Raw genomic sequence first — 12,706 nt, 5'->3', positions numbered from 1 at the left:
CATGCTGTATTTGTCTCGCCTTACCTCGCTGGCCCTGACGATCGCCCTGGTGATCGGCGCGCCTCTGGCGTTCGCCGCTCAACCTGCTCCGGCGGTCGCACCTGCGGGCACTGCTGCGACCACCAAGGCGCCCTTGCCGCTGGAGGAGTTGCGCACCTTTGCCGAGGTCATGGACCGGATCAAGGCGGCCTATGTCGAACCGGTAGACGACAAGACCCTGCTGGAAAACGCGATCAAGGGCATGCTCAGCAATCTCGACCCGCACTCCGCTTACCTGGGGCCGGAAGACTTCGCTGAATTGCAGGAAAGCACCAGCGGCGAATTCGGCGGCCTGGGCATCGAAGTCGGCGCCGAAGACGGCTTCATCAAGGTGGTTTCGCCGATCGATGACACCCCGGCGTCCAAGGCTGGCATTCAGGCCGGCGACTTCATCGTCAAGATCAACGGCCAGCCGACCCGCGGCCAGAGCATGACCGAAGCCGTGGACAAGATGCGCGGCAAGATCGGCCAGAAAATCACCCTGACCCTGGTGCGCGACGGCGGCACGCCGTTCGACGTAACCCTGGCCCGCGCCATCATTCAAGTGAAGAGCGTGAAGAGCCAGTTGCTGGAATCCGGCTACGGCTACATCCGCATCACCCAGTTCCAGGTCAAGACCGGCGAAGAGGTGTCCAAGGCCCTGGCCAAATTGCGCAAAGACAACGGCAAGAAGCTCAACGGGATCATCCTCGACCTGCGCAACAACCCGGGTGGCGTGTTGCAAGCGGCAGTGGAAGTGGTCGATCACTTCATCACCAAGGGCTTGATCGTTTACACCAAGGGCCGCATCGCCAACTCCGAACTGCGCTTCTCCGCCACCGGCAAGGACGAAAGCGAAGCCGTGCCGATGGTCACGCTGATCAACGGCGGCAGCGCTTCGGCTTCGGAGATCGTCGCCGGCGCCTTGCAGGATCAGAAACGTGCGGTGGTCATGGGCACCACCAGTTTCGGCAAGGGCTCGGTCCAGACCGTGCTGCCGCTCAATAACGAGCGCGCACTGAAAATCACCACGGCGCTGTACTACACGCCTAACGGTCGCTCGATCCAGGCGCAGGGCATCGTCCCGGACATCGAAGTGCGCAAGGCCAAGATCACCAACGAGCAGGACGGCGAGTACTTCAAGGAAGCCGATCTGCAAGGCCACCTGGGCAATGGCAATGGCGGCGCCGACAAGCCTACCGGCTCGGGCGGCAAAGCCAAGGCGATGCCGCAGGATGACGATTATCAGTTGGCCCAGGCCTTGAGCCTGCTCAAAGGCCTGAGCATCACCTCTGGCCGCTGAGATGCGCTTGCGGTTCATCCTCGCACTGTTGGGCTCTCTGGCGGGTGTTGCTCACGCGACGCCCGTCGCGACGCCGCCTCAAAAGGCCTATTTGAGCCTGATCATCGATGACCTGGGGCAAAACCTGCACCAGGACCGCCGCGTACTGGCCCTGCCCGGGCCGGTGACTGCAGCGATCATGCCCGATACCCCCCACGCCACCGAGTTCGCTCGCGAAGCCCATCGCGCCGGCAAGATCGTCATTCTGCACATGCCGATGGCCCCGGCCACCGGACCGTTCGCCTGGCATCCCGAGTTACCGATCGAAGAACTCGAGAAACGCTTGAATGCGGCGCTCAAGGTCGTCCCCTACACCGCTGGCATCAACAACCACATGGGTAGCCGCATGACCGCTCAACCGGCCGCCATGGCCTGGTTGATGGCTGATTTGCAGCGGCGACACAAGTTTTTCGTCGACAGTCGAACCAGCGCCCAGACCGTCGCCGCAGCCCAAGCGCAGAAGATTGCATTGGCGAGCGTTTCGCGGGATGTGTTTCTGGATGACGAGCCAACGGAAACGGCGATCTTCACGCAACTGCAGACCGCCATCAGCCTGGCGCGCAAGCAGGGTTCGGCCGTAATGATCGGGCATCCGTACCCGCAGACATTGGCGGTGCTGGAGCGTGAATTGCCCAAGCTCAAGGCTCAGGGAATCGACTGGATCGATATCAGGCAGATGATCAGCGTGCGTGGTAACCGTGCAACGGATGCGCACGGCAAGGATGGCGTGTACCGCCCCCTTCCCGCCCGATAGTTGCCCCAGTCACACCTTTATCGCGCAATAACTATGTATGTCTCTTGGTGTTCAGCGCCGTGCCACGATCGTGCACACCTGAATTTCATCACCAAGGATTGCCATGAAATATCTCAACTGCTTCTATCTCACTGCCCTGATTGGCCTCTTGCCAGATTCAGCGGTAATGGCACGCGACCTCGGAGAGGGCGCAGTCAACGGCTCGATGTCGAGAGCGCTGCAAAACAGCGAACGCCTTTACGAAATATGGAGCGGCATCGGGCGACTGACCCTGCAATCCGGAGAAACCTGTAGCGCCGTTCTCCTGAACACGCGAAACAGGCAAGGTCAAGCCACAGGTCCTGGCTATCTGCTTACCAGCGGCCATTGCGTACTTTTTGAATACGGCTCGGCGCGAACAAATCTGCCGATGAGGGCAGTCGTCACCTTCAAATACTTTCATGATACTCCCGAGCGGCAACGTCCATACGCAGTCCGGATCGCACGATGGAACAGCCTGGTCGGGACCGATCTCGCCGTACTGGAGGTAGACGCCACTTTAGCGTCGTTGATCCAGGCCGGCATCAATCCGCTCAATCTGGCGTCTCATCAAACCGATCAGAGTCAAGACGTCCTTAACGTAGGCGCACCTGGAGGCTTCAGGGAAAACGGGCTTCGATTGAGCGCTTGCACCGAGCAAACCGCTGGAACGTTCATTGATCATCCGGGGGTATTCCCTTTAGCCATGAGAAACCGATGCGACCTGCATGTTGGCAGCTCCGGCAGCCCGATGCTGAACCGCCGCACCAATGAGATAACCGGCATTGTCAGCAAAATCGCGATATCGGGTAATACGCCAGTGCCGCCCGGTTGCGAGGATTCGCCATCCTGCATGGCTGCCCGTTTCAACTACAGCTACCCTGCCAACTTCCTGAACGCCTGTTTTATCAACGGTATTTTCACGACTAATGGACCGGACTGTTCTTTGGAAACGGTCGAGTTGACCGTCGCACAGCCCTGGAATCTAAAGTCATACGTTCATCGCACAGAAAATGTGGATGGACAGGTTGTGCTGCCGACCTGGAACTTCCGTTTTTCGCTCGATGCGCCCTTCTATCGCTATAAAACAGTCCGTGATGCCAAGGACTGCAAGGCTCCCCAGCACTACAGCGCCGCCATCAACACTGCTGACGCTTACATCAATAACGAAATCGGGCCGGCAATCGGTGCGCATGCACTTTGCATCATCGGCGTCGGCTCCGCTCAACAGAGCCTGACAAGGGCAACATTGAATAACGTGTTTACCAGAGCTGTGTTTTTGGCAAGACGGTAATACCCGGTCACGACCTATACATAGTTACCGCCAGCTACCTAGCCAATCCCTGAATAGTGAGACCTGCAACAGGTCGCGACTCCCCCGAGTCGCCTTTCAACTATCAGGATTGATCATGAACACTAATGACGATGTCGCATTGCCCGCGAGGCAAATGGAATCATTAAAAGTAGAAAACCTGCTGATCAACTTCACGACGGAGTTTCACCGGATCTGGGATACCAAGGGCTCGAAAGCAAAACCAGGGGCCTTTTGGCGCCCAACCCCGGCCCCTGATGCACTACCTGGCTTCTTCCCGCTGGGTGACCTTGCCGTCTCCGGACACGACAACATCAACGGAAAAAGAGTGATGGCGGTTGTCTGTGAGGGTGATCCGCAGAGCGAGGGTGCCACCAAGGGAAAAGCACTCAGCCGGCCCAATGACTATGAACAAGTCTGGAAAGATTCGGGTTCAGGATCGAGGACGGACGGTTCGATATGGCGTCCGATCCCTCCTGATGGCTATGTGGCGTTGGGTCTGGTGAGCTCCAATAACCATGAAAAGCCTTCGCTCAATGCAGTACGTTGTGTCCGGGCAGACCTGGTGATCGCGTCAAGCGTCGGCGACGTGATCTGGAACGACCGGGGCAGCGGCGCCAAACAGAACTTCAGCGCCTGGAGCACCGATCCTCCGGTCGCAGCGGCGGGAGAAATCTACTTTGCATCGGGCACCTTCATCGGTGCCGCCAGCTTTTCCAAACCTGCGACGCACGTCGCTGCTTATTCATTGCGGATGCAAATCCCCCTCCAGGCAAATCCCCCATCAGAAGTTCCCGTACTCACGGGATTCAGTGCTCCACCACATGAATCATCCGAGGCCACTCAGGTTGCCACTATTCCCTGGTTCGCAGTGGAAGACGATGCCCTGGAACCTATCGAAAAATTAACCAGATCACCGCTCTACCAGTTGGAAAGAACAGACAGATACGTGCTGGTCGGGTACGGCCATAACACAGGAACCAAGGGCAAGTTTTTCAGATGGACAGCGCGTCGGGTTCTGGACCGTACCCTACTGCGGATATTCACCGACAACACATCCATACAGTTCAGAACCGAGTGGCCGATCGCGACGTCGGGGCGTGTCTTGCCAATAAAATTCTCGGCAAGATTGAGCAAGAGTTTCACTCGCACCGAAACATCATCCAGCGGATGGATGACATCTAAATCCGTAGAAGTCGTCGCCATCATTCCGAAAAACAAGATCCTGGCGGTATATCAGCTGCAGAGCCACTACGAACTTCTGCGCAAAGACGGCTCACAGGCTGGGGTCAACATCGCTTACACCGATAGCGACAGTTTCTACCTGGCCGAATATCCGCCTGAGGTAGACAGTGAAACCACCGCCACTTTGCCAGAGGCAGACGTGTCGACAGCTATAGATACCGCGCCATGATCTCGTCGACCACACCGTCCTTGCGCATCTGATCCAGCGCGGCCTGCAACTTGGCGACTGCATCGTCCGGAACGTTCCTGTTCAATGCCAGGTACAGCTCTGCGCTGTTGAAACGCAAAACGGTCTTGAGACCGGTCACTCCGTCCTGGCGCGCCAGATAGCGCCCGGCCGGGTCACCGGTGGCCCAGAGGTCGATCTGGCCGTTGACCAGTTTCCTGGCATTATCCTGATCGCGCAGCACCACTACCGGTTTCAAGCCTTGTTTAGCCAGCGTCTCGGCAATCGCATCGCCCTTATACGCGCCGATCTTGTACTTGCGCGCGTCGTTCAGTTTTTCGAGGCTGATCTTGCTGTCCGCCCTGGCCAGCATGATCCAGTCATCCGGACCGATCGGGCCGACCCATTTAAAGAGTTTTTCGCGGTCCGGCAACCGTGCCATCACGAAGACGCCATAACCAGGTTTCTCGAGGGCAATCTTGTAGATTCGCTCCCAGGGGAAACGTAGCGTCAGGCTGTAGGTGATGCCGGCGCGTTTGAACATCTCGCGGACGATGTCCACGGCGATGCCTTCGATGTTCTCGTCCTGAGCGAAATTCTTGCCGTTCTTCGCCATGTTGTAGGGCGGGAAATTTTCTGTCAGCAGCACCAGGTCGGCGTCAAGACTTTCTACCGCATGAGCCCCGTTGACGAGCAATACGCAAGCGCTGGCGAGGGCAAGAAGAAGGCGTCTAAGCATGTCTGGCTACCGAAATCCATGGCGTGCTCAAGAGTGCCTTGAGCCCGCCATGCTGTCCACTGGCCCGGCATCGATTTGTTTTAGCGCATGACGATTCCGCGATGTGCCATGTACGCCTTGGCTTCCTGCACGGTGTATTCGCCGAAATGGAAAATGCTCGCCGCCAACACCGCACTGGCATGGCCTTCTAGAATCCCGTCGGCCAGGTGCTGCAGGTTGCCGACACCGCCGGACGCGATCACCGGAATGCCCAAGGCATCGCTGATGGCACGGGTGACGCCCAGGTCGAAGCCGTTTTTCATGCCGTCCTGGTCCATGCTGGTCAGCAGGATTTCACCGGCGCCCAGGCCTTCCATTTTTTTCGCCCACTCCACCGCGTCGAGCCCGGTAGGTTTGCGACCGCCGTGGGTAAAGATTTCCCAGCGCGGGGTCTCGCCCGGGCCGGAGACCTTCTTGGCATCGATGGCAACGACAATGCACTGCGAACCGAAATGCTGCGCCGCTTCGCCAACGAATTCCGGATTGAATACCGCAGCGGTATTGATCGAGACCTTGTCCGCGCCGGCATTCAGCAGATTACGAATGTCCTGCACAGTGCGCACGCCGCCACCCACGGTCAGCGGGATGAACACCTGGCTGGCCATGCGCTCGACGGTATGCAGCGTGGTGTCGCGACCGTCGACGCTGGCGGTGATGTCGAGAAAGGTAATCTCGTCGGCACCTTGCTCGTCGTAACGACGGGCGATTTCCACCGGGTCACCGGCATCGCGGATGTTTTCGAACTTGACGCCCTTGACCACCCGGCCGTTATCCACGTCCAGGCAAGGGATGATGCGTTTGGCCAGCGCCATGGTCAGTCCTCAGCCTTTGTACGAATCGCAGAAAGCTTGTGCTTCAGCGACGTCGAGGGTGCCTTCGTAGATCGCCCGACCGGTGATCGCGCCGATGATGCCTGGCGCTTTCGCGTCGAGCAGCGACTTGATGTCACCCAGATTGTGGATACCGCCGGACGCGATCACCGGAATGCGGGTGGCTGCAGCCAGCGCGGCGGTGAACGGAACGTTGCAGCCCTGCATCATGCCGTCTTTGGCGATGTCGGTATAGACGATCGCGGACACGCCGTCAGCTTCGAATTGCCTGGCCAGGTCGATCACCTGAATGGTGCTGATTTCAGCCCAGCCGTCAGTGGCGACAAAACCGTCCTTGGCATCCAGACCGACGATTACTTTGCCCGGGAACGCGCGGCAGGCTTCAGCAACGAAAGCCGGATCTTTCACGGCTTTGGTGCCGATGATCACGTAGCTCACGCCCGCTTTCACGTAGTGCTCGATGGTTTCCAGCGAGCGGATACCACCGCCGATCTGGATTGGCAGATTCGGGTAGCGCTTGGCGATGGCGGTCACCACTTCGCCGTTGACCGGCTGGCCTTCGAAAGCGCCATTCAAGTCGACCAGATGCAGACGACGGCAGCCGCCCTCCACCCACTTGGCAGCCATGCTCACCGGGTCATCGGAGAACACTGTGGAATCTTCCATGCGGCCCTGGCGCAGACGAACACAGGCACCGTCTTTAAGATCGATAGCGGGAATAATCAGCATCTGGCAAACCTTCAAATTCGATTGTTCAGCTTCGCTCGAAAATCAGTTTTTCTCGAGCGCCCACAAGTCGCTTTCGATGCTTTCGAACCTCTCTTTGAGGTGCGTCTGCACATCGAAAATCGCCCTGTTGTAATAATGCGGCGCAATTTCGCGGGTAAACAGCTCAAGGATTTCGGCCGCTTCGAACGAACCCAGGTCCAGCTCGAAGCGATCCTCCATGAAGCGTTTGATCTTCTGGTTGGCCTCGTTCTCCTGCTCAGGAGTGAGGGTCAGGATCGGCGGCTTCTTCTTGACGGCCATTTACCAGCGACCATCCCACGCAGCGAAGTTCTGCAGCAATTGCAGGCCATGGGTATGGCTCTTCTCCGGGTGGAACTGCACGGCGAAACGCGAGCCGTCGGCCAGCGCCGCAGCAAAATCGACGCCGTAATGACCGCCACCTACCACCTGCCGAGTGTTGCCGGCAGCGATATAGTAGCTATGCACGAAGTAGAATCGCGCCAGGTCCGGGATGTTGTGCCACAGCGGGTGCGTGACCGTTTGTTTCACTTCGTTCCAGCCCATGTGCGGCACTTTCAAGTGTTCACCGTCTTCATGCAAATCCTTGCCGAAGAACTTCACCTGGCCCGGGAACAGGCCGATGCAGTCGACGCCGTCGTTCTCTTCACTGCGGTCGAGCAAGGCTTGCATGCCGACGCAGATGCCGAGGAACGGACGGTCCTGGCTGACTTCACGCACCAGCGAATCGAAACCCAAACGCCGGATCTCCGCCATGCAATCGCGAATCGCGCCAACGCCGGGGAATACCACCCGGTCGGCTTCGCGAATCACATCGGCATCGCTGGTGATCAGGACCTTGCCGGCACCGACGTGCTCGAGGGCCTTGGCCACCGAGTGCAGGTTACCCATGCCGTAATCGATAACCGCGACCGTCTGCATTACAGAACGCCTTTGGTCGACGGCATCTGACCGGCCATGCGGTCATCGAGCTCTACAGCCATGCGCAGGGCGCGGCCGAAAGCCTTGAACACGGTTTCGATCTGGTGGTGGGTGTTGTGCCCACGCAGATTGTCGATGTGCAGGGTGACGTTGGCGTGGTTGACGAAGCCCTGGAAGAATTCCTGGAACAGGTCAACGTCAAAACCGCCGACGGTGGCGCGGGTATAAGGAACATGCATCTGCAGGCCCGGACGACCGGAGAAGTCGATCACCACGCGCGACAGCGCTTCATCGAGCGGCACGTAGGCATGGCCGTAGCGACGGATGCCTTTCTTGTCGCCGATGGCTTTGGTGAAGGCCTGACCCAAGGTGATACCGACATCTTCCACGGTGTGGTGGTCGTCGATTTCCAGGTCGCCCTTGCAGACAATATCCAGGTCGATCAGCCCGTGACGGGCGATCTGGTCCAGCATGTGCTCAAGAAAAGGAACACCGATATCAAATCGGGCCTTTCCGGTGCCATCCAGGTTGATCGAGGCTTTGATCTGGGTTTCCAGAGTGTCGCGCTCGACAGACGCCATACGTTCGGCCATCACCAGCTCCGCAAAAATCATTGGGCGAAAAAGGCAACCATTATAGGGGCGCGGGCCGGAAACAGAAACACGAGAGGTGATATCACTGACGGACTGAATTCAGTGCCGTCGGCGATAGACATGTCCATACAACCCGGAATCATTATGAACGGCTGCATCATCGCTGACCGGTCACCCGTTTCGGAGCGCTATACTCCCCGGCTAAATTTCAAATTCGACTAACTACAAGGACTCGCCCATGAAAGCGTTCGGCAAAATCCTGGGTCTGGTACTCCTCGGGCTGTTGCTGATCATTGTGGCGCTGGGCTTTGCCCTGACCCACCTCTTCGATCCCAACGACTACAAAGACGAGATTCGCCAGATTGCCCGCGACAAGGCCCACATCGAGCTGACGCTCAATGGCGACATCGGCTGGAGCCTGTTTCCCTGGCTGGGCCTGGAATTGCACGAAGCCAGTGTCGCGACCCTGACCAAACCCACCGAGCCGTTCGCTGACTTGAAGATGCTGGGCCTCTCGGTGCGCGTGCTGCCGTTGTTGCGCCGTGAAGTGCAGATGAGCGACGTACGCGTCGAGGGCCTGAACCTGCGCCTGAATCGCGACATGAACGGCCACGGAAACTGGGAAGACATCGGCAAGGCCCCGGCGTCGACCACGCCACCCGCCACCACCGAATCACCAGCATCGCAGACCACCGCCCAAGCGGAAAAACCGGCCCAGCCGATCCGCCTGGACATAGACAGCCTGACCGTCAATAACGCCCGTGTTGAATACAACGACGAAAAAACCGGCAAGCTGTACAGCGCCGAAAGCATTCAGCTCAGCACCGGGCCGGTTCACGACTCGACCAATATTCCAATCAAGCTCACCGCGTTTCTCGGCTCCAACCAACCAGTTCTGCGAGTCCGCACCGAGCTCAATGGCGAACTGCGCTTCGAGCGTGCGCTGCAGCGCTACAAATTCGAAGACATGAAACTGTCCGGTGAAGTCGCCGGCGATCCGTTGCAAGGCAAAACCATCACCTTCGCCGCCCAAGGCCAATTGCTGCTGGATAAAGCGGCTAACGTCGCCGAATGGACCGGCATCAAGCTATCTGCCAACCAATTGCGCGCCTTGGGTGAACTGAAGGTCAACGACCTCGACAAGACCCCGCAGATCAGCGGCGGCCTGTCGATTGCCCAGTTCGACCTGGCGAAATTCGTCGACAGCATCGGCCAGAAACTCCCGGCCATGGCTGAAGGCAGCCTGAGCAAAGTCGAATTGGCCAGCCGCCTCTCCGGTACACCGACCAGCGTGTCGTTCGACGACATCAACCTGAAGGTCGACGACAGCACCTTCAGCGGTCGTATCGCCGTCGAGGACTTCGCCAAACAATCGCTGCGGGCGAGCCTCAAGGCTGACACCTTCAATGTCGATCGTTACTTGCCGCCAAAATCCGCCGAAGCCAACAGCGCGAAACAGGTGCGCGAGGCCGAAGTCGCCAACACCGAGGCCAATGCCATGGCCGGTGCCGGCAGCACTCCATTGCCGCAATCACCGACCAAAGGCCCGTGGAGCACTGCGCGACTGCTGCCGGTGGAACGCCTGAGCAAACTCGATGTAGACGCCGACCTGACCTTCGGCCAGCTGACCCTCGACAAGCTGCCGATCCAGAACGCTGCACTCAAGGCCACCGGCCTGGGCGGCCTGCTGACGCTGGAGAACCTGCGCGGCAACCTGTACGACGGCAACTTCGAAGCCAAGGGCACCCTGGACGTGCGCCAGTCGGTGCCGGCGCTGAACATGCAGACGCGCATTACCCAGGTACCGGTGGAAAAAATCCTCGAAAGCCAGGGTAAAAATCCGCCGGTCAAAGGCCTGGTCACGCTCAACAGCAACCTGACCGGCAGCGGCAACAGCCAGAGCGCGCTGATCGACAGCCTCAACGGCAACGCCAGCTTCGTCATCAACAATGGCGTATTGCTCAATGCCAATCTCGAGCAGCAACTTTGTAAAGGCATCGCCACCCTCAACCGCAAAACCCTCAGCGGAGAGCCAAGAGGCAAGGACACGCCGTTCCAGGAGCTCAAGGGCAACCTGACCTTGCGTAATGGCGTGGCCAGCAACCCGGACCTGAAAGTGCGGATCCCGGGCATGACCGTCAACGGTGACGGCGATGTCGACCTGCGAGTACTGGGCATGGATTACCGCGTGGGCATTATCGTCGAAGGCGACAAGAGCGACATGCCGGACCCGGCCTGCCAGGTGGGCGAGAAATTCGTCGGCATCGAATGGCCGCTGCGTTGCCGCGGTCCGCTTGAGCTCGGCGCCAAGGCTTGCCGCCTCGACAACGAACGCATGGGCCAGGTCGCGGGCAAGATGGCCGGCGACAAAATCAGCGAAAAGATCGATGAGAAGCTGGGCGACAAGGTCAGTCCTGAACTGAAAGATGCGCTGAAGGGGCTGTTCAAGCGATGAGAGACGAGCAGTTCTCTTCGGCGGTGCTGGACTGGTACGACCGCCATGGCCGCCACGATTTGCCCTGGCAACAGGGCATCACCCCCTATCGGGTGTGGGTCTCGGAGATCATGTTGCAGCAAACCCAGGTCAGCACCGTGCTGAATTACTTCGACCGCTTCATGGCGTCATTGCCGACGGTCGAAGCCCTGGCCGCCGCACCGGAGGACGAAGTGCTGCACCTGTGGACCGGGCTCGGGTACTACACTCGCGCGCGCAACTTGCAGAAGACCGCGAAGATCATTGTCGCCGACTATGGCGGCGAGTTTCCGCGGGACGTGGACAAACTCACGGATCTGCCGGGTATCGGCCTGTCCACGGCGGGCGCCATCGCCAGCCTGAGCATGGGCCTGCGGGCGCCGATCCTCGATGGCAACGTCAAACGGGTGCTGGCGCGCTTTACCGCGCAAGAGGGGTACCCGGGCGAGCCCAAGGTCGCCAAGCAGCTGTGGGCCAATGCCGAGCGCTTTACGCCGCATGATCGGGTCAATGCCTACACCCAGGCGATGATGGATCTGGGCGCCACGCTCTGCACCCGCAGCAAGCCGAGCTGCCTGCTCTGCCCGCTGGAAAAGGGCTGCGAGGCGCACATGCTCGGCCTCGAGACCCGCTACCCGATCCCCAAGCCGCGCAAGGCCATCCCCCAGAAGCGCACGCTGATGCCGATGCTCGCCAACGGCGAAGGCGCGATCCTGCTTTACCGGCGCCCTTCCACGGGCCTGTGGGGCGGTCTCTGGAGCCTGCCGGAACTCGACGACCTCGATGACCTGCCACATCTCGCATCGCAGCACTCGCTGGAGCTTGGCAGCCAACAGGCATTGCCGAGCCTGATCCATACCTTCAGCCATTTCCAGCTGGCTATCGAACCCTGGCTGGTTCAGGTCCAGGAGGCTGGCCATCACGTGGCCGAGGCCGACTGGCTCTGGTATAACCTCGCCACCCCGCCGCGCCTGGGCCTTGCCGCCCCGGTCAAAACCTTGCTCGAACGCGCGGCTGCCGTATTGAACGCAGGAGAGTCGTCATGACCCGCACCATCATGTGTCGCAAGTACAAAGAAGAACTGCCCGCCCTGGAGCGCGCTCCATTCCCGGGCGCCAAAGGCCAGGACATTTTTGACCACGTCTCGGCCAAGGCCTGGGCCGACTGGCAAAAACACCAGACCCTGCTGATCAACGAAAAACGCCTGAACATGATGAACGCCGAAGACCGCAAATATCTTCAGGGCGAGATGGACAAGTTCTTTTCCGGCGAGGAATACGCCAAGGCTGACGGCTACGTTCCGCCGGCCGAATGACCCCGCTTTCTCGGGGGCCGGATCGTAAGCGACGGTAATAATTAAATATTTTTTGAAAACTTGCTTGACGACCCCCTGAAAAACCCGTTTAATGCGCCCCGTTGCCCAGATAGCTCAGTCGGTAGAGCAGGGGATTGAAAATCCCCGTGTCGGCGGTTCGATTCCGTCTCTGGGCACCAAATACCGAAAACCCT

Annotated in this window: 13 protein-coding genes and 1 tRNA gene; 8 read left to right on the top strand and 6 right to left on the bottom strand. The window is 59.2% G+C overall.

Annotation, left to right across the window (positions count from 1 at the left end; all coding sequences use genetic code 11):
• Position 1 precedes the first annotated feature (1 nt).
• The 4 genes from J2W17_RS16750 (at position 2) to J2W17_RS16735 (ending at position 4,858) form a co-directional block, all read left to right on the top strand.
• A complete protein-coding gene (locus J2W17_RS16750; RefSeq protein WP_307336166.1) occupies positions 2-1,321 on the top strand; it encodes a S41 family peptidase in 1,320 nt (439 codons plus the stop codon).
• A 1-nt stretch (position 1,322) separates the two neighbouring features.
• A complete protein-coding gene (locus tag J2W17_RS16745) occupies positions 1,323-2,114 on the top strand; it encodes a divergent polysaccharide deacetylase family protein (RefSeq protein ID WP_307336163.1) in 792 nt (263 codons plus the stop codon).
• 103 nt (positions 2,115-2,217) lie between these two features.
• Positions 2,218-3,426: a trypsin-like serine peptidase gene (locus J2W17_RS16740; protein ID WP_307336161.1), complete on the top strand. Its 1,209-nt coding sequence runs from the start codon at positions 2,218-2,220 to the stop codon at positions 3,424-3,426.
• Positions 3,427-3,541: 115 nt separating this feature from the next.
• Entirely contained in the window at positions 3,542-4,858 is a 1,317-nt protein-coding gene (locus tag J2W17_RS16735; protein WP_307336158.1) for a Vps62-related protein, read from the top strand.
• On the opposite strand, the gene J2W17_RS16730 is transcribed toward J2W17_RS16735, so the two are convergent.
• The 6 genes from J2W17_RS16730 to hisB all read right to left on the bottom strand — a co-directional run bounded on the left by J2W17_RS16730 (position 4,839) and on the right by hisB (position 8,724).
• Positions 4,839-5,594 (bottom strand): substrate-binding periplasmic protein, encoded by a 756-nt coding sequence (locus tag J2W17_RS16730; RefSeq protein ID WP_307336155.1) that lies wholly within the window; start codon positions 5,592-5,594, stop codon positions 4,839-4,841. The genes J2W17_RS16735 and J2W17_RS16730 overlap by 20 nt on opposite strands.
• A gap of 80 nt (positions 5,595-5,674) precedes the next feature.
• On the bottom strand, positions 5,675-6,445 hold the full coding sequence (hisF, locus tag J2W17_RS16725; RefSeq protein WP_007897430.1) for an imidazole glycerol phosphate synthase subunit HisF: 771 nt from the start codon (positions 6,443-6,445) through the stop codon (positions 5,675-5,677).
• A gap of 9 nt (positions 6,446-6,454) precedes the next feature.
• Positions 6,455-7,192 (bottom strand): 1-(5-phosphoribosyl)-5-[(5-phosphoribosylamino)methylideneamino]imidazole-4-carboxamide isomerase, encoded by a 738-nt coding sequence (gene hisA / locus J2W17_RS16720; protein ID WP_307336135.1) that lies wholly within the window; start codon positions 7,190-7,192, stop codon positions 6,455-6,457.
• Positions 7,193-7,234: 42 nt separating this feature from the next.
• Entirely contained in the window at positions 7,235-7,492 is a 258-nt protein-coding gene (locus J2W17_RS16715) for a DUF2164 domain-containing protein (protein ID WP_050682512.1), read from the bottom strand.
• Positions 7,493-8,131 (bottom strand): imidazole glycerol phosphate synthase subunit HisH, encoded by a 639-nt coding sequence (gene hisH, locus J2W17_RS16710; RefSeq protein WP_307336128.1) that lies wholly within the window; start codon positions 8,129-8,131, stop codon positions 7,493-7,495.
• Positions 8,131-8,724, bottom strand: coding sequence for an imidazoleglycerol-phosphate dehydratase HisB (gene hisB, locus J2W17_RS16705; protein WP_307336125.1), 594 nt, complete (start codon positions 8,722-8,724; stop codon positions 8,131-8,133). Before hisB ends, hisH begins: the two co-directional genes overlap by 1 nt.
• A 238-nt stretch (positions 8,725-8,962) precedes the next feature.
• On the opposite strand from hisB, the gene J2W17_RS16700 reads away from it, so the two are divergent.
• The 4 genes from J2W17_RS16700 (at position 8,963) to J2W17_RS16685 (ending at position 12,691) form a co-directional block, all read left to right on the top strand.
• Positions 8,963-11,179: an AsmA family protein gene (locus J2W17_RS16700; protein ID WP_307336122.1), complete on the top strand. Its 2,217-nt coding sequence runs from the start codon at positions 8,963-8,965 to the stop codon at positions 11,177-11,179.
• On the top strand, positions 11,176-12,243 hold the full coding sequence (mutY, locus tag J2W17_RS16695; protein ID WP_307336119.1) for an A/G-specific adenine glycosylase: 1,068 nt from the start codon (positions 11,176-11,178) through the stop codon (positions 12,241-12,243). The genes J2W17_RS16700 and mutY overlap by 4 nt, the downstream gene beginning before the upstream one ends.
• Positions 12,240-12,512, top strand: coding sequence for an oxidative damage protection protein (locus J2W17_RS16690; protein WP_008149405.1), 273 nt, complete (start codon positions 12,240-12,242; stop codon positions 12,510-12,512). The genes mutY and J2W17_RS16690 overlap by 4 nt, the downstream gene beginning before the upstream one ends.
• Before the next feature lie 103 nt (positions 12,513-12,615).
• A tRNA-Phe gene (locus J2W17_RS16685) sits at positions 12,616-12,691 on the top strand.
• The last annotated feature ends 15 nt before the right edge of the window (positions 12,692-12,706 follow it).

The sequence above is a fragment of the Pseudomonas lini genome (assembly GCF_030812475.1).
Taxonomy (GTDB): domain Bacteria; phylum Pseudomonadota; class Gammaproteobacteria; order Pseudomonadales; family Pseudomonadaceae; genus Aquipseudomonas; species Aquipseudomonas lini_A.
This window is presented reverse-complemented; position numbering and strand designations above follow the sequence as displayed.